Raw genomic sequence first — 19,578 nt, 5'->3', positions numbered from 1 at the left:
CGATGGCGACGGCCTTTTTCTTGACCCCCGGATGAAAAAAAACGGGCGCAGCCACGCATGCGGCTGCGCCCGATCAGGCTGAGAGAAGGCGATAGGCGTCAGAAGTTGAAGCGCACCATCGCCCCCCAGGTGCGCGGATCGGCAGGCGCGAAGAAATCGAGCCCGAAGAAGGTCCTGAGATCGAGACCGTAGAGATAATAATGCTTCTGGAACAGGTTCTTGACATAGAGACCGGCGGTGATCCGGTCGTTGCTCCACAGCAATTGGGCATCGACCTTCGCATAGCCGTCCTGGTGCAGACGCTCGTTGCCGATCGGGTCGCCGGGGAAGGATTCGCGGTCGTTGAACGGCGAGAACCACTGATGTCCGGTATAGGAGACACGCGGCAGGAATTTGAGGTCGCCGTCGCCGATCCGCGCCATCGTCCAGTCGATGCCGGCCTGGGCGGTCACGTGCGGCGCGAACGGCAGCTCATTCCCCGCCAGATCGACGCCGACCGTCCCGCTCGCGACATCGCGGCCGAGCACGAGCTGATCGTATTTGCTGTGCAGCAATCCCAGCGACGCGTTGAACGACAGCGCGGGCGACACGCGGCCGTTGAGCTCCAGTTCTCCGCCATAGACGGTCGCCGAACCGGCATTGCGGAGGAAGCCCGTGAAGTTGATGACCTCGTTGGTCTGCTGGTTCTTGTAATCATAATAGAAAGCCGCGAGCGAATAGCTGATCGCGCCGTCGAACAGCCGTCCCTTGCTGCCCACTTCATAGGCGTTGACCGTCTCCGGCTTGATATAGTCGAGCTGTGCGACGCTGGCGTAGGCGCCGCCGTTGAACGTCCCTCCGCGATAGCCGCGATTGTAGCTGGCATAGAGGATCGCCCCGCTGTCGAACTCGTAATTGAGCGCGAGGCGGCCGGTCAGCGCGCCGTCCTTGCCATATTGGGTCGGCACCGGCTGACCGTAATTTGCCGGGTCGGTGACGGTATAGACGATCGGCTCATAGTCATAGTCGCCGAAATAGGAGAGCGCATTGCGCAGCTTCGACTTGTCCCATGTATAGCGCAGCCCCGCCGTCAGCGTGAGCTGGTCGGTCAGCTTGTAGTCGGCCTGCGCGAAGATCGCGGTCGAACGGCGATCCTGGATATAGCGCTGGTTGATCGAGAAGCCGCCCGCCGCACCCGTCACATCGGGCGGCGCGCCAAGGTCGCGCAGGAAGAAATAGAGGCCGAGATTGTTGTTGGTCCGCGTCGTATCGGTCCCGTAATAGGCGCCGAGCACCAGATCGAGGCGATCGGTCGACAGGTTCGCCCGCAATTCCTGATTGAACTGGTGGGTCTTCGACGACGGCGTATAATCGAGCAGGCTGAGCGGCTGCGCGTCGGCATCATTGTCGACGAGGAAATAGCCGCCGTCGTAGCTGGTCAGCGAGTGAAGCGTGAGACTGTCGCTCGCCTCGTAGGAAATCTTGCCGAGGAAGCCATAGCTGTTGGTCCGGCGCTTGCCGGCATAGCCATATTCGACCTCGTAGAAACCCAGCCCGTCGCGCGTATAGCCGGTGATCGGATTGGCTCCCGACGGCGTCGCGCCGACCGAATGGAGCGCGCCCTGGGTCAGCTTGTCCTTTGATCCATAGGCCTTCAGCAACACGTCGAGTTCGGGCACCGGCTTCCAGCGGAGCTGGACGCGGCCCGAATAGCTCGTTCCGCCGTTCGGACTGGGTTTGCCGGGAATCAGATTCCTGAATGTCGGGTCGTTGCGATCGTAGTTGGCGGCGATGCGGATGCCGAGCTGGTCTTCGACCAGCGTCGTTTCCAGCGCGGCCTGTCCATGGAGGGTGTCATAATTGCCATAGCTCGCCTCGACATAGCCGCTGCTGCCCGACAGGTCCGGCTTGCGCGTGATCATGTTGATCGCGCCGCCCGTGGTGTTGCGGCCGAACAGCGTCCCCTGGGGACCGCGAAGCACCTCGATGCGTTCGAGATCGTAGAGCTGGGCGCCCTGGCTGGTACGTGACGCGATATAGGCATCGTCGATATAGACGCCGATCGGCGATGCCTGATTGGCGGAATATTCGTTGCCGACGCCGATACCGCGCAGCGAGAAATTGGGCTGCGTCTTGCCGTAGGCGCTGTTGATCTGGAGGTTCGGAACGACCGTCGCAAGCTGGCTGCTGTCGCTGACCCCCGCGTTGGCGAGCGCGGCGCCCGTTACCGCGGTAATCGCGATCGGGACCGAGAGCATCGATTGCTCGCGGCGCTGCGCGGTGACGACGATGTCGTCACTCGAGGTCGCACGAGCGACTTCGCTCTCGTCCGAAGACGTCTGGGCATGGGCAGGTGCCGCCATGATGAGCCCCAGTGCGGCCGATTGAAGCATTATGCTTTTGGTAAGCATCGCAAAACTCCCTCCCAAATCTCATGCTTCGCGCATGGAATATCTTGTGAATGATGGAACTTCATTTTCAGAAATTCAGAGAAACGGAGCCTGAAAAGGCGAAACAACTCCTCCTCCCGCAGCGCAGGATTATTTGGAAAACAGGATGAAGAGGTTGAAAATCAGTAGGAGTCGGCAGCCCTTTTCCAACCTTCTCCACTACGAAAGCACAATCGCCTCCGATGTGCGAGTATTCGGTGCCATCCGACGCGAACTCATCACAGACGTGATGAGATGGCGCTCTCAATCGACCGATTCATCGCGTCGGCGTGCTATCGCGGCCGCTGTAGCCTGCACACGTCGCGCATCGTCGAGGTGAAGCCGTTCGACCATCTGCCCGTCGATCTGCACCACCCCCTTCCCCGCATGGTCGGGCGCATCGAAAGCGGTGATGATGCGCTCCGCCCATCGCACCTCGTCGGGGGTCGGCGAATAGACGGCATTGCACGGATCGACCTGTCGCGGATGGATGATGGTCTTGCCGTCGAAGCCCAATACCAGACCCTGCCGACACTCCGCCTCGAAGCGGTCGATATCCTGAAAATCGTTGCAGACTCCGTCGAGTACGATCAGCCCATGCGCGCGCGCCGCGATGACGGCGGAGGTCAGGATCGGCAGGAAAGCGAGCCGGTCAGGCGTGAGCGCCGCGCGCATTTCCTTCGCAAGATCGTTGGTGCCCAGAACCATTGCCGCAAGGCGCGAGCCCTCCGCGGCGGCCGCGATGGCAGGCAATGCAACAACGGCCGCGCAAGTCTCGATCATCGCCCACAGCGACAGTCCCGCCGGCGCATCGCGGAGCAGTTCCTCACAGCGCGCGATGTCGGCGGCGCTGCCAACCTTGGGCACCAACACGCCGTCCGCGCCCGAGCGCGCAGCCGCGACCAGATCGTCGCGCCACCAGGGCGTGTCGAGTCCGTTGGCGCGGATGATCAGCTCGCGGTCCCCGAAACCGCCCTCCTGCGCCGCCGCCACGGCGGCGTTACGCGCTTCTTCCTTTCGCTCCGGCGCGACCGCGTCTTCCAGATCGAGGATGACGATATCGACCGGCAGTGTCCGCGCCTTGGCAACGGCCCTGGCATTGATCGCGGGCAGGTAGAGCGCGGTGCGGCGCGGCTTGAAAGGCAATCGCATGAAAGCGTCTCCGAACGGAAGTCAGCCGGCGTCGGCCAGAATCAGGTCAGCGGCGCGTTCGGCGATCATGATCGTCGGGGCGTTGGTGTTGCCGCTGACGACATAGGGCATGATCGACGCATCGATGACGCGCACGCCCGGTATGCCATGGACGCGAAGCCGGGGATCGACGACCGCGTCGGGGCCGGTCCCCATCTTGCAGGTACCGACAGGATGCATCACGCTTTGCGCATATTCGCGGACGTAGGACAGGATTTCGTCGTCGCTCTGGAGCTGTTCGCCCGGCCCGCATTCGCGCACGACCGCATCGCCGAACGCGCCGGTAGAGGCGATGCGGCGCATCCATCGGATGCCCCGCAGCAGGGTGGCGCGATCATATTCCTCGGTCAGATAGTTGAAGCGCAGCACCGGCGCCTGCCGCGGATCCTGCGGATTGAGAGTCAGCGTTCCGCGCGATTCGGGACGAAGCAGGATCGCCACCGCCTGTACCCCCGGATAGCTGTGCATCTTGAGTTGGCCTCTCGCGTTGAAATCGAAGCTCCAGGCGCGGAAGCTGATCTGGATGTCGGGCGCCGCCGCTTCGGGATCGGTGCGGATGAATGCCGCCGCCTGCGACGTTCCGAGCGACAGCGGTCCCGACCTCGTCAGCAGGTAGCGCACGCCGTTGAGATATTTGCGCACCCCCGACAGGGTCTTGTTGAGCGACATGCCCTCGCGCGTCTCGTAGTTGACCGGGGCGCTGATATGGTCCTGAAGATTGCGGCCGACGCCCGGCAGATCGTGGACGACCGCGATGCCGTTTTCGGCGAGATGCGCCGCCGGGCCGATCCCCGACAGCATCAGAAGCTGGGGCGAATTGATCGATCCGCCGCTCAGCAACGTCTCGCGCGCATAGGCGCGGTGCTCCTGACCACCCCGGACATAGCAAACGCCCCGCACCCGCCCGTCCTCGATGATCAGGCGGCTGACCGGCGCACGATCGAGCAGTTCGAGGTTGGGACGGCGCCGCGCCGGCCGGAGGAAGGAGTGGGCCGTCGAATTGCGCCGCCCCTCGCTGATCGTGAACTGATAGAGCTGGGCGCCCTCCTGCTGCGCGCCGTTGAAATCCTCCGTCGGCGGCAGCCCGGCCGCGCGGCCGGAATCGACGAAGGCGTCGACCACCGGGATGTCATAGGAAGCACGCGCGACGCGCATCGGCCCCGTCGATCCGTGATACTGGTCGACGAAATCGAGATTGGTTTCGGCGCGCCGGAAATAGGGCAGAACGTCGGCGGCCGACCATCCCGCATTGCCCTCCGCCGCCCACCGGTCGTAATCGAACCGATTGCCGCGGATATAGACCATGCCGTTGATCGCGCTCGATCCCCCCATCAGCATGCCGCGCGGGTGATAGACGCGCCGGCCGTCCAGCGTCGGCTCCTCTTCCGAATGATACATCCAGTTGAGCCTGGGATCGGTGTAGAGGAACGGAACTCCCGCCGGGGTGCGGACCCAGAAGCTTTCCTTGTCCGGCCCCGCCTCCAGCAACAGCACCCGGTGCTTTCCGCTCTCGCTCAGCCGATTGGCGAGCACGCAGCCGGCCGAGCCGGCGCCGACGATGATATAGTCATAGTGCTGCATGATCCGTCCGCCGGACCTGTCCGGCGCCTCCCGTCATTTCGTTCGCCGGCCATGATCATCGCCGCGGGGTCCCGCGCAAGCCGGGCACCCATCTCATTACATCTGCGATGGAATGGCGCCCCGCCGCCCGCCGCTCAGCGTCCCAGCAGATGGTCGGAAATGATCCGCAGCTGGATTTCCGACGTGCCCTCGAAAATCTTGGTCAGCCGCGCGTCGCGCCAATAGCGCTCGACGGCATAATGGGTGGTATAGCCGGCGCCGCCCAATATCTGCAGCGCGTCGCTGGTGACGCGCTCTGCCATTTCGGAGGCGAGATATTTGACCATCGACGCCTCGGCATCGCAGCGCCGCCCCGTGTCGATCTGATCGCAGACATGATACATGAGCTGGCGGCATGCCTCGATCTCGGTCGCCATCCGCGCCAGCTTGAACCTTATGTCCTGAAATTCGGCGATGGGTCGGCCGAACTGCTGTCGCTCCTTGGCGTAAGCGAGCGCATCCTCCAGCGCGCCGCGCGCGAGACCGATCGAGCGCGCCGCGGTGTGCGCCCGCGCGCGTTCGAGGCCGTGCGCGATCATGTAGAAGGCCTTGCCTTCCTCGCCCAGCAATGCCGAAGCGGGAACGCGCACGCCGTCGAACGCCAGTTCCCATGTCTTCCAGCCGAAATAACCGATCTTCGGGATCGGCGACCCCTGCACGCCCGCGGGCAATTCGCCGCGCGGCTTTTCGAGAACGAAGGCCGACAGCCCCGCATGGCGGCGCTTCGGGTCGGGATCGGTTCCGGTGCGCGCGATGACGGTGACGAAGTCGGCTCCATCGGCGAAGGTGCACCAATATTTGTTGCCGGTGATGATATAATCGTCGCCGTCGCGGACCGCGCGCGTGCTGATGTTGGCGACATCGCTGCCGGCGTTCGGTTCCGACATGGCGAAGGCACCGAGATATTCGCCGCGCGCGACGCGTGGCAGCACGTCGGCGCGCCATTCCTCGCTCATGCTTTCCATGCCGATCATGCTGTTGCCGCGCGCGATCAGGCTGCCGACGCTCATCCACGCGCGCGCCAGTTCCTCGGCGACAAGGCAATATTCGAACGCGCCCAATCCCAGGCCGCCGTATTTTTCCGGCACGACGATGCCGAAATAGCCAAGCTCGCCCATCTTGCGGATCAGATCGTCGGGGATGATCCCCTGGACGGGATCGAGCCGGTTCGCGATCGGCAGCACTTCGTTCATCGCGAAATCGCGCGCGCTTTCCTGAATCATCAGGCGTTCTTCGGTCATCCACCCCATTGCCAAGCTCCCGATCTCATGTCGTGCGGCGCTGCACCGGCGCCCTCGCTTCCCGTCTATGCGGATCGGCGTCCGGGCGCCACGCGACCACCCGCTTCATCGCATGTGTAATGGAAGGGTGCACGCAGCAGGTGCGAACTCGACAGCGAGGACAAAGCGCGCAAGACAAGGGGCATCGGACAGGACGGGCGCGAACCGCCGTCGCAGGGAGAGTGTAGCCATGCCTTCGACCGAGATATTGGACGCCTTGAACGCGGACCCGTCGGTCCAGCGAAGATTGCGATTCGCAAACTGCGTCTTGCGCATCGAGACCGGCGACCGGCGTTGGCTGCTGGCGCTGCGCGACGGAAAGGTCGCATCGGCGGCGGCCGACGAGACTGCCGACGTCACGATCCGGATCGCGCCGGAGGCCTGGGCCGCGTTCCAGCAACCGGTGCCGCCGCCGGGATGCCACGACATCTATGCGATGGCGGAAACGGGCCGCGCCGACGTGACGGGCGACTTCCTGACGCTGTTTCGCTATTCCTATGTCCTCAAGGACATTCTCCAGCAACTCGCAACCGGAAGGATGTTCGGATGACCACCGTCGCACCCTGTTTCGAACCGGCCGTCGGCCGCTACATCACCATCGACGTCGAGGGGCGCCGCAACCGCGTCTATGTCGAGCAGGCCGGCGAAGGCATTCCCCTGCTCTGCCTGCACACCGCCGGTGCCGACAGTCGCCAGTATCGCGCGCTGATGAACGACGAACGGCTGCTGTCCCAATATCGGGTGATCGCCTTCGACCTGCCCTATCACGGCAAGTCGTCGCCGCCCGAAGGGTGGGAGCGCGACGATTATCTGCTGACCAGCGACCGCTATGTCGCGACGGTGATGAAGGTGATCGAGGCGCTCGGCATCGACCGCCCCATCGTCATGGGCTGCTCGATCGGCGGCCGCGCCGTCCTGCACCTCGCGCTGCGCCACGGTCCGAAGTTCCGGGCGGCGATCGGTCTGCAATCGGGGCTTCATGCCGAAAGCGTCTTCAACGCCCAATATAGCGACGAAGCGATCATGAACCGCCCCGAAGCGCACGGCGGCGAGATGTGCTCGATGCTGATCTCCGGCCTGATCGGGCCGGAAGCGCCGCACAAGGACCGGTGGGAGACAATCTGGCATTATATGCAGGGCGGCCCCGGCGTCTTTGCCGGAGATCTCTATTATTATTTCGACGACGGCGACCTTCGCAACGGGCTGGTCGCCAATATCGACACCGCCGTCTGTCCGCTCTACCTGCTGAGCGGCGAATATGACTATTCGGCGCCGCCCGAAGCGGCGGAAGAGGTGGCGCGGCACGTCGAGGGCGCGAAGTACAGCCTGATGCCGGGCCTCGGCCATTTCCCGATGAGCGAGGACCCCGAGCGCTTCCTCGGCTATCTTCGCCCCGTGCTCGATGAAATCCGTGCCCGGGAAAGCAGCGTCGCGGCTTGAGATCGGGGCAGGATCGTCTTCGTACATAAGGCCCGGTGGCCCGCCCGCACAGGCGACACCCGGCGGCGGTACGATCTAGGGTCAGGGCCCAAGGATCGTGTCGCGCGAACTCGGCTCCTGCTGCGGCAGCGTGATGATTTTCAGCCGTTCGCTGGCGTGGCGCAGTGCATCGACGATCATGTCATGCTTCGCCTCGATCCGCTCCACGGGAATGCCGACGCCCAGCGCCATCGGCATGAAGCCGCGCGGTGCGGGCACGGTCACGGCGATCGCCCCGAATTCCGGCGTGACGTCGCCGCGGGTCTGTGTGAAACCCTGCCGCCGGATCTGCTCGATGATCGCCATGAATTCGCTGACGCCGATCCGCAGCCGATCCTCGGTCGCCTCGGCGTTGCAGCGGTGCACCCAGCGCTGGATTTCGCCGTCGCTTTTCAGCGACAGCAGCATTCGTCCGACCGACGAGGCCGTGAGCAGTTTGTGCTGCCCCGCTTCCACGCGCATCCCGCGCGGCTTCTTGAGCAGGATGGTCGCGATATATTGGGCATAGGGTCCGTTCTGGAGACCCAGAAAGACGGTTTCCTGCACTTCGCGCTGAAGGTCCGACAGGATCGCGGTCAGCGATCCCGCCTGGTCGAACTCGCGGTTGATCCAGCTACCGAGCAGCGCGACGCGGATCGTCGGCGCATAGGTGCGCCGGTGCGCGTCATAGGTGATGTAGCCCAGATCGCGCAGATTGGCGAGCAGCATGCTGGTGCTCGCCTGCGGGATCGCGAGTTCGGCCGAAATGCGCCCCACGGTCAGCGGCTGCTGTCGGCGTGAAAACAGCTCGAACAGCGCGAGCGTCCGTTCCGCCGACTTCACCGACCGTGACATGTTCCTATCCTACATCCCTATGAGTTCGGCCTTGCGCAGCGTATTGCGCGTCAGGCGCAGCACCGCAACGTCGATCATCACGCCATCGACCTGCACCGCGCCCAACCCCGCGCTTTCGGCCTCGCGATAAGCCTGCTCGATCCGGCGCGCCCGATCGACTTCCTCCCGCGAGGGGCTGAACACATCGAGAGCGGGCTGGATCTGCGACGGATGGATTGCCCATTTGCCGACCATGCCGAGCGCCTTGGCGCGTTCCGCTTCCTGGCGATAGGCCGCGTCGTCCTTGAAATTGGCGAACGGTCCGTCGACCGCATCGATACCCGCGGCACGCGCGGCCATGGTGATGCGAAAACGGGCATAGTGGAAGATGTCGCCCGGATAACCGTCGGTCGATCCGATATTCTTCGTCTCGATTCCCTGCGATCCCGAATAATCGCCCATGCCAAAGATCAGCGCCTCCATCCGATCCGAACAGCGGGCGATTTCCTCGACATTCTGAAGCGCCTCGACTTCTTCGATCAGAACCTCGATGCCGATCCGCCTGTCCAGCGACAGCTTCTGTTCGAGCTGGCCGAGCATGCGATCGAGGAAGATCACGTCCGCGGCGCAGTAGGGCTTGGTCAGCATGATCGTATCGACATTGGCGCCGGCGCCCTCGACGATCTCGATGATGTCGCCGTGGCACCATTGGGTGGTCACGTCGTTGATGCGGACGCAGCGGGTCTTGCCACCCCAGTCGAGCGTGTTCAGCGCGTGGACGATCTTCTGCCGCGCCTCGACCTTGGCGGATGGCGCAACGGCGTCCTCCAGGTCGCAAAAGACGTGGTCCGCAGCCGAGGCGGCAGCTTTCGCCAGCATCTTTTCGCTGCTTCCCGGGACGGAGAGCTGGGAACGGCGGGCACGCGCGGGCCGTTGGGTCATTCGGAATTCCTTTCGTTGGTATCAAAGCTGGCGGCCTCTCGGCGAGCGATCAGCCCTTCGATCTCGTCTTCGGTCAGGCCCGCCTCGATCAGGCGGACGCGGGTATGTTCGCCAAGAAAGGGCGCGCGCCGGCGCACCCCACCGGGCGTTACGGTCATCTTGACGGGCACGCCCGCCACGGTGGCGTCGGGCTGCCCCGGCTCGTCCACCGTCACGATCATTTCGCGCGCGGCAAAATGCGGATCTTCGGCGATCTCGGCAATGTTCATCACCGGGCCGAAGGGCATGCGCCCGCCGAGCCGGGCGACCAGCTCCGCCTTGGTGAAGCGCCGCGTGATGTCGCTGAGGATCGCAATCAGGCTTAACCGATTGGCCGACCGTGCATCCTGCCGCGCGAAATCGGGATCGGTCGCGAGTTGCGGCGCGTCGATCGCATCGCACAGCGAGGCGAAGAAACTGTCGATATGGGCCGCCAGCGTGACGAACCCGTCCGACGCGGGATACATGCCGAAGGGGCAGAGGAAGGGATGATGATTGCCCTCCGGCCCCGGCAGGACACCGTCGAACGATCGCTGCCACACGCTGCGCTCGCACACCGCAAGCACGGCGTCGGTCATCGCGACGTCGACGATCTGCCCCTCGCCGGTCCGCCGCGCATGGTGGATTGCCGCCAGCACGCCGAAGCCCAGCATCATGCCCGGTATGATGTCGCCCACCCCCGGCCCGACCTTCGTCGGCGTCGCGGCATCGGGGCCGGTGATCGCCATGATGCCGCCCATCGCCTGCGCGACGACGTCGAACGCCGGCCAATCCTGATAGGGGGAAGCCCCGGTACGCGGGTCGCCGAAACCGCGCAGGCATCCATAGACGAGCCGCGGGTTGATCGCGCGCAGCACATCCCAGCCCAGACCCAGCCGGTCCATGACCCCCGGGCGGAAGTTCTCGACCACTGCGTCGGCGTCGCGGACCAGTGCCTTCAGCGCCCGCACGCCGCCCTGAGTCTTGAGATCGAGGACGACGCTGTCCTTGTTGCGCCCGATGCTCTGGAAATATCCCGAAAGCTTCCTTTCGCCGGCGGCTTGCGCCTTTCCCGCCGCGGCGCGGCTCATGTCGCCCTCGGGGCTCTCGATCTTGATGACCTCTGCACCCTGATCGGCGAGCATCATCGTCCCATAGGGCCCGGCCAGCATCTGCGTCAGGTCGATGATCCGGATGTCGGACAGCGCTCCGAAGCGCGGCGCGCTCACCGGTCGCCCCAATGGCTCTTGCGCTTCAGCAGCACGGTGCGCTCGACCTCGGCGACCAGTTCGTCATGCTGGTTGTAGCCATAATGCTTGAAGACGACGATGCCCGCATCGTCACGATCGGCGTCGCGCTTCTCCAGCACCTCCGAACAGGCATAGAGCGTATCGCCGTGCGTGACCGACTTCGTCAGCCGGATATTGTCGAGCCGCAGTTCCGCCAGCGCATTCTCGCAGCAATCCTGCGACGCGAGACCCAGCACCATCGAGAAGTTGACACCGCCATAGGACAATATCTTCCGGAACGGCGAATTCGCCATATGGTGCTCGTTGAAATGCCCCTGCGCCGTATTCATCACCATGTTGGTGATAAGGACGTTTTCGAGCGGGGTGATCGTCTTGCCGCGCTGGTGCCGGATCGCGTCGCCGACCGCAAAATCCTCGAAATAGTTGGCTGTGCCCGTCAGGCTCGACAGCTTCTCCATCACTCCGCTCCTTCGGGAAAGCGCCGCGCGACCAGGTTCGAGCGCCGGAAGGACACGATCCGTTCGCCCGCGTCGTCGAGGCCTTCCGTCTTCCAGGTCACGATACCGTTCGCCGGATTGCTGGCGGACAGGCGCGCCTCGATCGTCTCGCTGCGCGCGCGCAGGGTAATGCCGGGATAGACCGGGCGATGATAGTCGAGGTCGAACACGCCCAGGAACGGCCCGCCGATCTCACTGCAATCCTCGACCGTCAGGCCGAGCACGACGTTGAACACCAGCTGTGGATTGACCACGATGTCGGGATGACCATGAGCGACCGCATAGCTGCGATTGAAGTAAAGCGGATTGAAGGACAGGGTCAGGGTGGAGAAGAGCATGGTATCGCTCTCCAATATCGTCCGCCCCCAATGATGATCGAATCTTTGCCCCTCGTGGAAATCCTCGAACAGCCGCCCCTTTGCCCAAAGCTCCGCTCGCGCTCGCACGTCGTTCGACACGACTTCCTTCTCCTGCTGCCGCCGCACGCTTTGCGATGCGATGTTCGCGGGAAGGCGGCAAGGTGGCAAAGCGCGTTGCGGCCTTGTCATTACAGATGCGATGAGATCGCTGCATTGCGTCGCATGGGCGGGATCGGAATCCATCGCCGAAACCGTAGGCAGGCACGATATCGCCATGACGGCCGACAATTGATGCGGGAGAAGCGTGCGTTTTGCGCTAGGTCATTTCGTCGCGGCTGCCATCGGCTATCAATCGGTTCGCCACGCCACCGGACCGGCCGCGATCGAGATAAAGGGGAGATATGTATGAACGGCGCCGAAGCTCTGATCGAAACCCTGGCCCAGGCAGGCGTCGAAGTATGTTTCACCAATCCCGGAACGTCCGAGATGCAGCTCGTCGCCGCGATCGACCGGCAGCACGGGATGCGCGCGATACTGGGCCTGTTCGAAGGCGTGGTCACGGGCGCGGCCGACGGTTACGGCCGCATGGCCGACAAGCCGGCGATGACCCTGCTCCACCTCGGCCCCGGCCTCGCCAACGGCCTCGCCAATCTGCACAATGCGCGGCGGGCCGGATCGCCCGTCGTCAACGTCGTCGGCGATCATGCGACCTATCATCTGCAATATAATTCGCCGCTGACCAGCGATCTGGCGGGCGTCGCAAGGCCGATGTCCGATTGGGTCAAGGCGTCGCGGTCCGAACGCGACCTGCCGCAGGCCGGTGCCGAGGCGATGGCGGTCGCCACCGCCTATCCCGGGCGTATCGCGACCCTGATCGCCCCCGCCAACCATGCGTGGACCGAGGGCAGCGCGAGCGTCGCGGTGCGCCCGGCGCCGGCCGCGCCGACGGTCCCGGCGGCGGTGATCGAAGAGGTCGCGACGCTGCTTCGCGAAGCCGATGCGCCGAAAGCGATCTTCCTGGGCGGACGCGCGCTGCGCGAAGGCGCGCTCGAGCAGGCCGGGCGTATTGCAGCGGCGACGGGCGCGCGCCTGATCTGCGAGACGTTCCCCGCCCGGCTGCAGCGCGGGGCGGGCCGCGTGGCGGTGGAGAGACTCCCCTATTTCGGCGAACAGGCGCAGGAATATCTGCAGGATTTCAAGGCGATCGTCTTTTGCGGCTGCGAACCACCGGTGTCCTTCTTCGCCTATCCCGGCAAGCCCAGCCGGCTTTCGCCCGATGGCGCGCGCGCGGCCCGGCTCGCCTCCGCGGAAGAAGATGTCGAGCAGGCGCTGACCGATCTCGCCGACGCGCTGGGCGCCCCGGCCGAGCCGGCGCTGGTCCAGCAGGCGGGAACGCCGCCCATCGACGGCGGCCGGCTCGATCCGGTGAAACTGGGTGCGGTCATCGCGGCCGCGCTGCCGAAGGACGCGATCGTCACCGACGAGGCGAACACGTCCGGCATCGCGCTATTTCCGTATACGGCGGGCGCCGCGCCGCACGACTGGCTGACGCTGACCGGCGGCGCGATCGGGATCGGCCTGCCGCTCGCCGTGGGAGCGGCGGTGGCGTGCCCCGAACGCAAGGTGATCGCGCTCCAGGCCGACGGCAGCGCGATGTATACCTGCCAGGCGCTGTGGACGATGGCGCGCGAAAAGCTGGATGTCACCACGATCCTCATCAACAACGGCAGCTATGCCATCCTCAACATCGAACTGATGCGCGTGGGCGTGCAGAACCCCGGCCCCAAGGCGCTGTCGATGCTCGATCTGCGCAATCCGGCGATCGACTGGGTTTCGATCAGCGAGGGCATGGGGGTGCCGGCACGCAGAGCCACGACGTCGGAAGAGCTACGCGAAGCGCTGGACGAAGCGCTGGCCGACAAGGGACCGCACCTGATCGAAGTCCTGATCTGACCCCACCATATCCCGCCGCCAGGAGACGCAGCCATGCCACAGGACGATCTGCTCGACGCCATCAGGGCCATCGCGGGGGATGGCGGCGTCATCGCCGGCGCCGAGCTTGCCAAACGGCCGGGCGACTGGCTCGGTTTCTCGTCCTGCATGGCCGCCGCCATCGTCCGGCCGCGCTCGACGGACGAACTGTCCCGGATCATGCGCCTGTGCCACGCGCGCCGCCAGCCCGTCATCGCCGCGGGCGGGCTGAGCGGACTGGTCCACGGCACCGACGCGGCCGGCCATGAACTGCAGATATCGTTCGAACGGATGCGCGCGGTCGAAGCGGTCGACCCGGTCGGGCGAACGATGACGGTTGAGGCGGGCGTGCCGCTGCAGGCCGCGCAGGACGCGGCGCTGGAGCACGATCTGATCTATGCGGTCGATCTGGGGGCACGGGGGTCGGCCACGATCGGCGGAACCGTCTCGACCAACGCCGGCGGCAATCAGGTGGTCCGCTATGGCATGACGCGCGAGAATGTCCTGGGGCTGGAAGTCGTTCTCGCCGACGGCACGGTGCTGTCGTCAATGAACCATCTGCTCAAGAATAATGCCGCCTATGACCTCAAGCAGATGTTCATCGGCAGCGAGGGGACGCTGGGCCTGGTCACTCGCGCCGTCCTGCGGTTGCATCCCAAGCCCCTGACCACCGCCACCGCCTTGCTGGCAGTGGACGATTTCGATGGCATCACCGGGCTGCTTTCGCTGTGCAGCGGCAGGCTCGGCGCCATGCTGACCTCGTTCGAGGTGATGTGGGAATCGCATTACCGGGCGATCGCGATCGACAGCGGGCGGCACCAACCGCCGCTCCCCGCCGGGCACGCCTATTATGTCATCGTCGAAGCGTCCGGCATGGACCCGGGGCGCGACGAGACGTTCTTCACGGCATTGATGGAGGAAACGCTCGCCGGCGGACTGGCCGCCGACGCGGTGATCGCGTCGTCGGGCGCCCAGCGTGGCGCGATCTGGGGCATCCGCGAGGATATCCCCGGAATCATGGAGGCGATGATGCCCTGCGCGGTGTTCGACGTGAGCCTGCCCGTGACGGCGATGCCCGATTATGTCGCGGGCCTGACCGCTTCGGTCGACGCCGAATGGGCGGGCCAGGGCAAGCTGATGGTGTTCGGCCATCTGGGGGACGGCAATCTGCACATCAGCGTCGCTCCGCGCCCGTGGAGCGAAGAGGCGCGCCACCGCGCGGAGGAGCTCGTCTATCGCCCGCTCGAAGCGATCGGCGGATCGATCTCCGCCGAGCATGGCATCGGACTGGAAAAGCGCGCCTGGCTGTCTTCATCCCGAACCCCGGAAGAAATCGCCACCATGCGACTGGTCAAGGCCGCGCTCGATCCGCTGAATCTGCTCAATCCGGGCAAGGTCCTCATCCCCGACAGCGGAGCCTGACCAATTTGTGAGGCGGATGGTCCACTTAGGGAAGGAGGCTCAGCGCGAAGCTCCCCATCCGAGCGACGGCTCGACAACTTGTTCCGGTTATTCCGGCCGATTGAAGACGATCCGCCGTGGAGAAAATTATAGGAAAAAGATACTATTCCGCCGACAATTGGCAGGCGATCTTGACCCAGGAATCGCCGCCAATCTGTGTGCATGTGTTGATGGGTATCTTTTTTCCCTTCAACAGCACAAACGCATTCTTGAACTGGGTCGGTGTCAGGCCGAATGCCTGCTCCGTCGTGCCGATCATTCGGCTTCCAACATAAACGATTCCTCCGGCGGGCTGTGAGCTGATGCGCAATTTAACGGGCTCCTGCCGACCGCTGTTGAATATCCAGTCCAGAATGCCTGGAGCGCGGATCGCCGCTTGTGATGTGGCGATGCCTCCCAACAATCCCCCGAGGCTTCCGCTTAAGATATCGCCAAAATCGGGCTGGACGCGCTCGGCGTCCGGGAGGCTTTCAAGTCCATTCCACGAAAGCCGTTTCCAACGCGGGATGCGGACGGAGACGGGGGTATTGGCAATCAAAAGCTGTTCTGGCGCACAGACGCCTTGCGGTTCGCCGTGCGGCAATAAAAACAGAATTGGTGTTTCGATGTCTGCGGGCGCGGGGTGGTTCGCGCGGATCGTGACCTTCATGATAAGGCCGTACTTCACGCCGGTTGCCGACCGATACTGGTCGACTGGCAGGACCGTATCACTGCAAATAGTGCTGGCTTGAGATTCGATGACCAGGCCGAAGAAAGCACAATTATTATCCGGGGCGGGAATGCAGTTCACCCGCTCAACTTGCCGAAACTCCTGGCTGACCGCGGTTTTCAGTGCAGCTTGTCGTTCGGCATAAGATGCAACGGGCTCCTGCGCACGCGCCCCGCTACCGCATCCCCCGAGAACCGCTAGCATCGCCAAATGGCATAATCGCATCAACCGCGCCCCCCTGTGCGATATCGGCCGTCCCGATAATAATGATGGACCACGGCGGTGAAAGACAAGACCGACAGCTGGGCAAGAAGGCCTATGCCTTCCCAATAGAGCCGCGATCTCACAAGGCCGAACTCGAACGGCATCAGCGTAAGCTGGACGCCGCTGTCATAGAGAAATCGGAGGCCGGAATAAAAGGTGACAAGAGCCGCCAGCATGGATGCGATAAGCATCGCGCCCTGGAATCGCCGATATCTGGGCTTCAGCGGCTGCCGAAACAACCACAGCGCCGCAACGACCAACCCCACCGACATGGTAATCATGACCTGTGTCAAGGAGGCGAAAAGATCGATCGCCTTTTCGGATGGTCTGATGTCGACCAGAACTTCAGGGGTAGCGGCGTCAGAAAGGGCCAGGAATGAAAGCGCCAGGACCGCGAGCATGGGAACAAAAAAGGCGACGCAAGCGACTATCCATCCCCAAAGCTCGATCGTCCGTTCGCCCACAATATTTCGCCTCCCATCCCCCCTTGTTCATCATCGTTCTGCAAGTCGTCAACTGCTATTCAAGAGCATCGCATTTGGGAACGGCAGGACCACTCGACTGAAATTCCGGAAACCCGAAATCCGGGCGACGGTTCGGCGATTCGCTCAGAAAAGTTCTGGAAACCAGCCGCTTACTGGGAGATCCCGGACATTGCCTTAAAAGGCCAAATGGTGCCCGGGGGCGGGATCGAACCACCGACACTGCGATTTTCAGTCGCATGCTCTACCAACTGAGCTACCCGGGCATCGCCGCCGCGGCTGACGGCCGGGCGGGAGAGCGGCGGCTATAGGCAGGGCTTTCGATCCTGTCCAGAGCCTTTGTGGCGTCCGTCGCGCCCCTCAATCTTCGCTTTGCCGGCCGCCGTCGGCGGCGCCGTCCGGGGCCTGGTCGACGGGCACCCGATAGCCCTCGCCGAACCATGCGTTGAGGTCGCGATCGCGGCAGCCACGGCTGCAGAAGGGCTTGTACGCCTCGTCGCGCGGCTTGCCGCACAGCGGGCAGCGCCGCGTCCTCGCCGAACGTTCATTGGGCATGGCCCGCTCCTTTTATCTGCGCATCGGGGACGACCGCCACGGCGCGGCCGCTCTTCTTCTGCAAGGCATCGATCCAGTGTGGATGCGCGCCGATCCATTCGGCAACGGCCGGGCGCGTCACAAGTTGCAGCGCTCCCGTCCCCACCGCGCGCCCCGCCTGCCGCAGCAGCAACGCCGCATCGGTCGCAACCGGGTCGAATCGCACCTGCTCGATCAGCGACGGCCGTTCGCGCCGCCGCACGATCTGAAGAAAGCCGAAGCCGTTGACCGCCGTGCGCTCGAAAGGCTGCGGCAACAGGGCATCGATCAGCCCGTCGATCGCCTGCCGCTCGGCACGCCCGGGCAAGGACGGAAAGTCGATGCCGATCGCGCCGCCGACGTCGCAGCAGCGCACGACATGCACCGCCGCCGCCGCGCCCCCCTTCGCGAGCGCGAAGGCGTCGCCTTCGCCGTCGATATCGATCAGCAGCATCGCCGGGGTCGCATCGACCCACAGCGCCCCGCCCCCAAAAGGCCAGTATCCCGTGCGGACGCGGTCGATCAGTTCGGACCAGCCGGCCGCTTCGAGCCGGTCGGGCCCGGTCGCGGGCAGATCAGCGACGGGAATCCCGGTGGCGGCGATCCGCGCGCGCAGGTCGGGGCCCGGCGAAGGCTGGGTGCCGTCATCCGCCAGCCGCGCGCGCGCCGGCTTGTCGCGGCCGCGCTCGCGCAGCGCCATGCGGGTGATCTCGACCGTCAGGCGGCTGCCGAGCGGGACGCCCGGCGCGGCGATCGTCGCGACCGGCTCGCCCGGCGCGTCGAGCGACAACCGGCCCGGTTCGACGAGCCGTGCCGTCAGGATCGCCCCGACACGCGGCCCCTCGCCTTCGCGCTCGATCCGCGCCTCGACGATGCGGCCGTCCTCAACCAGCGCGGCGCGCGCCTCGCCGATCCCGGCCTCATAAAGCCACTCAGCCAAGCGGAATGCCTGCGGCGGTCAGCAGCGCCCGCGTCTCGAACAGCGGCAGGCCGACGACGTTCGAATGGCTTCCCGACAGGAAGCGGACGAAGATTTCGGCGCGCCCCTGGATCGCATAGCCGCCCGCCTTGCCCATGCCCTCGCCGCTCGCGACATACCAGTCGATCTCGGCAGGGGTCAGCCGCTTGAAGGCGACGACGGTGTCGGCAACGCGCGCCCGCGCCCTGCCATCGGCATCGACGACGCAGACGCCCGAATGCACATGGTGCCGGCGTCCCGACAGCAGCGCCAGCATGCGGCGCAAATCCGCCTCGTCGGCCGGCTTTTCCAGAATGCGGCGACCGACCGCGACCGTCGTGTCGCCGGCGAGCACGACCTCGTCCGCCGCCCGCTCGACCGCGCACGCCTTGCTTTCGGCGAGGCGCGCGACATAGGCGCGCGGGCTCTCGCCCTTCAGCGGCGTTTCGTCGATCTCGGGCGCGGCGATGCGCGACGGCGTCAGGCCGATCCGCGCCAGCAGCTCACGCCTGCGCGGCGATGTCGAAGCGAGGACCAGATGTCGCATGGGGGCGGGCATCGTCGCCGCACCGCTCATTTGAAGCGATAGGTGATCCGACCCTTGGTCAGGTCATAGGGGGTGAGTTCGACGAGCACCTCGTCGCCCACCAGCACGCGGATGCGGTTCTTGCGCATCTTGCCGGCCGTGTGGCCCAGAATCTCGTGGTCGTTTTCCAGTTTGACGCGAAACATCGCGTTCGGCAGCAGTTCGACCACCTGGCCGCGCATTTCCAGAAGTTCTTCTTTCGCCATCTATCCTCTGGGGGCTCGAATATTCGGATGCGCGCCCATAACGCCAAATCGGCGCAATGGAAAGCCATCTGTCGCGGGGGTGGCCTTCACGCTGAAGGCATGAAGAATTTGCTTCACGCAAAGACACAAAGAGGGTGCGCCGCCTTGCAAGCGTGCTTGCCGCCGCAGGCGGCCGTTTTTTAAAGCGCTGCGCGCATCATGCACGATGTCGCGGAGCACAGTCGCCCTCTTTGTGTCTTTGTGTGAGATCTTTTATTTGGCGATTATATCGATTGCAAACGCAAGCGAGGACGCCGGCTTTGGGGTGGGAAGCGGACATTCGCCTGCCTTCCCCACCTTTGTCATTCCCGCGAAAGCGGGAATCCAGGGTATGCGTCGGCTGCCCCCACGCTGGATTCCCGCTTTCGCGGGAATGACAAGATTCTAAACATACCGGCAGTCGCCTTCCGCTCGAAGGCCGGCGCCAGCGCGTTTGCAAAATACATAGTCGCCTTTATTTACGCCTTTGCGT

20 protein-coding genes and 1 tRNA gene are annotated in these 19,578 nt (G+C 64.5%); 4 read left to right on the top strand and 17 right to left on the bottom strand.

Annotated elements, in window-relative coordinates; genetic code table 11:
* Nucleotides 1-98: 98 nt before the first annotated feature.
* The 4 genes from AC2S9W_RS11145 to AC2S9W_RS11130 all read right to left on the bottom strand — a co-directional run bounded on the left by AC2S9W_RS11145 (nucleotide 99) and on the right by AC2S9W_RS11130 (nucleotide 6,469).
* Nucleotides 99-2,342 (bottom strand): TonB-dependent receptor, encoded by a 2,244-nt coding sequence (locus tag AC2S9W_RS11145; protein WP_486570822.1) that lies wholly within the window; start codon nucleotides 2,340-2,342, stop codon nucleotides 99-101.
* Nucleotides 2,343-2,672: 330 nt separating this feature from the next.
* Nucleotides 2,673-3,560, bottom strand: a complete 888-nt coding sequence (locus tag AC2S9W_RS11140; protein WP_486570821.1) for an HpcH/HpaI aldolase/citrate lyase family protein — start codon at nucleotides 3,558-3,560, stop codon at nucleotides 2,673-2,675.
* A 21-nt stretch (nucleotides 3,561-3,581) separates the two neighbouring features.
* On the bottom strand, nucleotides 3,582-5,180 hold the full coding sequence (locus AC2S9W_RS11135) for a GMC family oxidoreductase (protein WP_067105797.1): 1,599 nt from the start codon (nucleotides 5,178-5,180) through the stop codon (nucleotides 3,582-3,584).
* Nucleotides 5,181-5,314: 134 nt separating this feature from the next.
* On the bottom strand, nucleotides 5,315-6,469 hold the full coding sequence (locus AC2S9W_RS11130; RefSeq protein ID WP_067105799.1) for an acyl-CoA dehydrogenase family protein: 1,155 nt from the start codon (nucleotides 6,467-6,469) through the stop codon (nucleotides 5,315-5,317).
* A 298-nt stretch (nucleotides 6,470-6,767) separates the two neighbouring features.
* Here AC2S9W_RS11130 and AC2S9W_RS11125 point away from each other — a divergent pair, with 298 nt between their 5' ends.
* Both AC2S9W_RS11125 and AC2S9W_RS11120 read left to right on the top strand, forming a co-directional pair.
* Nucleotides 6,768-7,049 (top strand): hypothetical protein, encoded by a 282-nt coding sequence (locus AC2S9W_RS11125; protein ID WP_067105801.1) that lies wholly within the window; start codon nucleotides 6,768-6,770, stop codon nucleotides 7,047-7,049.
* Complete coding sequence (locus tag AC2S9W_RS11120) at nucleotides 7,046-7,939, top strand: alpha/beta fold hydrolase (protein ID WP_104959498.1); 894 nt, start codon at nucleotides 7,046-7,048, stop codon at nucleotides 7,937-7,939. Before AC2S9W_RS11125 ends, AC2S9W_RS11120 begins: the two co-directional genes overlap by 4 nt.
* An 81-nt stretch (nucleotides 7,940-8,020) precedes the next feature.
* On the opposite strand, the gene AC2S9W_RS11115 is transcribed toward AC2S9W_RS11120, so the two are convergent.
* The 5 genes from AC2S9W_RS11115 to AC2S9W_RS11095 are packed head-to-tail and all read right to left on the bottom strand — an operon-like array spanning nucleotide 8,021 to nucleotide 12,046.
* Nucleotides 8,021-8,812, bottom strand: coding sequence for an IclR family transcriptional regulator (locus AC2S9W_RS11115; RefSeq protein ID WP_104959497.1), 792 nt, complete (start codon nucleotides 8,810-8,812; stop codon nucleotides 8,021-8,023).
* A gap of 9 nt (nucleotides 8,813-8,821) precedes the next feature.
* Nucleotides 8,822-9,733 (bottom strand): HpcH/HpaI aldolase/citrate lyase family protein, encoded by a 912-nt coding sequence (locus AC2S9W_RS11110; RefSeq protein ID WP_067105807.1) that lies wholly within the window; start codon nucleotides 9,731-9,733, stop codon nucleotides 8,822-8,824.
* A complete protein-coding gene (locus tag AC2S9W_RS11105) occupies nucleotides 9,730-10,980 on the bottom strand; it encodes a CaiB/BaiF CoA transferase family protein (RefSeq protein WP_486570820.1) in 1,251 nt (416 codons plus the stop codon). The genes AC2S9W_RS11110 and AC2S9W_RS11105 overlap by 4 nt, the downstream gene beginning before the upstream one ends.
* Nucleotides 10,977-11,459, bottom strand: coding sequence for a MaoC family dehydratase (locus tag AC2S9W_RS11100; protein WP_486570819.1), 483 nt, complete (start codon nucleotides 11,457-11,459; stop codon nucleotides 10,977-10,979). The genes AC2S9W_RS11105 and AC2S9W_RS11100 overlap by 4 nt, the downstream gene beginning before the upstream one ends.
* Nucleotides 11,459-12,046, bottom strand: coding sequence for a MaoC family dehydratase (locus tag AC2S9W_RS11095; RefSeq protein WP_104960321.1), 588 nt, complete (start codon nucleotides 12,044-12,046; stop codon nucleotides 11,459-11,461). The genes AC2S9W_RS11100 and AC2S9W_RS11095 overlap by 1 nt, the downstream gene beginning before the upstream one ends.
* Before the next feature lie 216 nt (nucleotides 12,047-12,262).
* On the opposite strand from AC2S9W_RS11095, the gene AC2S9W_RS11090 reads away from it, so the two are divergent.
* Together AC2S9W_RS11090 and AC2S9W_RS11085 are read left to right on the top strand one after the other, a co-directional pair.
* Nucleotides 12,263-13,810, top strand: a complete 1,548-nt coding sequence (locus AC2S9W_RS11090) for an acetolactate synthase large subunit (protein WP_486570818.1) — start codon at nucleotides 12,263-12,265, stop codon at nucleotides 13,808-13,810.
* Nucleotides 13,811-13,843: 33 nt separating this feature from the next.
* Entirely contained in the window at nucleotides 13,844-15,250 is a 1,407-nt protein-coding gene (locus tag AC2S9W_RS11085; RefSeq protein ID WP_486570817.1) for an FAD-binding oxidoreductase, read from the top strand.
* Nucleotides 15,251-15,392: 142 nt separating this feature from the next.
* On the opposite strand, the gene AC2S9W_RS11080 is transcribed toward AC2S9W_RS11085, so the two are convergent.
* The 8 genes from AC2S9W_RS11080 to AC2S9W_RS11045 form a co-directional block, all read right to left on the bottom strand.
* Nucleotides 15,393-16,208 carry a hypothetical protein gene (locus AC2S9W_RS11080; protein ID WP_212597415.1) on the bottom strand — a complete coding sequence of 272 codons (816 nt, stop codon included), beginning with the start codon at nucleotides 16,206-16,208 and terminating at the stop codon, nucleotides 15,393-15,395.
* A 14-nt stretch (nucleotides 16,209-16,222) separates the two neighbouring features.
* Nucleotides 16,223-16,726, bottom strand: a complete 504-nt coding sequence (locus AC2S9W_RS11075) for a hypothetical protein (RefSeq protein WP_212597416.1) — start codon at nucleotides 16,724-16,726, stop codon at nucleotides 16,223-16,225.
* Nucleotides 16,727-16,934: 208 nt separating this feature from the next.
* Nucleotides 16,935-17,010 (bottom strand) — tRNA-Phe (locus AC2S9W_RS11070).
* 94 nt (nucleotides 17,011-17,104) lie between these two features.
* Entirely contained in the window at nucleotides 17,105-17,299 is a 195-nt protein-coding gene (locus AC2S9W_RS11065) for a DNA gyrase inhibitor YacG (protein WP_067105818.1), read from the bottom strand.
* Nucleotides 17,289-18,257: a ribonuclease gene (locus AC2S9W_RS11060; protein WP_486570816.1), complete on the bottom strand. Its 969-nt coding sequence runs from the start codon at nucleotides 18,255-18,257 to the stop codon at nucleotides 17,289-17,291. The genes AC2S9W_RS11065 and AC2S9W_RS11060 overlap by 11 nt, the downstream gene beginning before the upstream one ends.
* A complete protein-coding gene (locus tag AC2S9W_RS11055) occupies nucleotides 18,250-18,822 on the bottom strand; it encodes a Maf family protein (protein ID WP_486570815.1) in 573 nt (190 codons plus the stop codon). The genes AC2S9W_RS11060 and AC2S9W_RS11055 overlap by 8 nt, the downstream gene beginning before the upstream one ends.
* 26 nt (nucleotides 18,823-18,848) lie before the next feature.
* Nucleotides 18,849-19,067 (bottom strand): translation initiation factor IF-1, encoded by a 219-nt coding sequence (gene infA / locus AC2S9W_RS11050; RefSeq protein WP_010162480.1) that lies wholly within the window; start codon nucleotides 19,065-19,067, stop codon nucleotides 18,849-18,851.
* Nucleotides 19,068-19,286, bottom strand: coding sequence for a hypothetical protein (locus AC2S9W_RS11045; protein WP_486570814.1), 219 nt, complete (start codon nucleotides 19,284-19,286; stop codon nucleotides 19,068-19,070).
* Between the last annotated feature and the right edge of the window lie 292 nt (nucleotides 19,287-19,578).

Source organism: Sphingopyxis sp. 550B (genome assembly GCF_057401805.1).
This window is presented reverse-complemented; position numbering and strand designations above follow the sequence as displayed.

What these genes read in the sequence shown, in the direction of transcription:
- infA (WP_010162480.1), bottom strand. Translation starts at nt 19,067, where the DNA reads ATGGCGAAAGAAGAACTTCTGGAAATGCGCGGCCAGGTGGTCGAACTG.
- AC2S9W_RS11110 (WP_067105807.1), bottom strand. Translation starts at nt 9,733, where the DNA reads ATGACCCAACGGCCCGCGCGTGCCCGCCGTTCCCAGCTCTCCGTCCCG.
- AC2S9W_RS11065 (WP_067105818.1), bottom strand. Translation starts at nt 17,299, where the DNA reads ATGCCCAATGAACGTTCGGCGAGGACGCGGCGCTGCCCGCTGTGCGGC.
- AC2S9W_RS11100 (WP_486570819.1), bottom strand. Translation starts at nt 11,459, where the DNA reads ATGGAGAAGCTGTCGAGCCTGACGGGCACAGCCAACTATTTCGAGGAT.
- AC2S9W_RS11120 (WP_104959498.1), top strand. Translation starts at nt 7,046, where the DNA reads ATGACCACCGTCGCACCCTGTTTCGAACCGGCCGTCGGCCGCTACATC.
- AC2S9W_RS11095 (WP_104960321.1), bottom strand. Translation starts at nt 12,046, where the DNA reads ATGACAAGGCCGCAACGCGCTTTGCCACCTTGCCGCCTTCCCGCGAAC.
- AC2S9W_RS11055 (WP_486570815.1), bottom strand. Translation starts at nt 18,822, where the DNA reads ATGCGACATCTGGTCCTCGCTTCGACATCGCCGCGCAGGCGTGAGCTG.
- AC2S9W_RS11085 (WP_486570817.1), top strand. Translation starts at nt 13,844, where the DNA reads ATGCCACAGGACGATCTGCTCGACGCCATCAGGGCCATCGCGGGGGAT.
- AC2S9W_RS11090 (WP_486570818.1), top strand. Translation starts at nt 12,263, where the DNA reads ATGAACGGCGCCGAAGCTCTGATCGAAACCCTGGCCCAGGCAGGCGTC.
- AC2S9W_RS11140 (WP_486570821.1), bottom strand. Translation starts at nt 3,560, where the DNA reads ATGCGATTGCCTTTCAAGCCGCGCCGCACCGCGCTCTACCTGCCCGCG.
- AC2S9W_RS11115 (WP_104959497.1), bottom strand. Translation starts at nt 8,812, where the DNA reads ATGTCACGGTCGGTGAAGTCGGCGGAACGGACGCTCGCGCTGTTCGAG.
- AC2S9W_RS11130 (WP_067105799.1), bottom strand. Translation starts at nt 6,469, where the DNA reads ATGGGGTGGATGACCGAAGAACGCCTGATGATTCAGGAAAGCGCGCGC.
- AC2S9W_RS11145 (WP_486570822.1), bottom strand. Translation starts at nt 2,342, where the DNA reads ATGGCGGCACCTGCCCATGCCCAGACGTCTTCGGACGAGAGCGAAGTC.
- AC2S9W_RS11135 (WP_067105797.1), bottom strand. Translation starts at nt 5,180, where the DNA reads ATGCAGCACTATGACTATATCATCGTCGGCGCCGGCTCGGCCGGCTGC.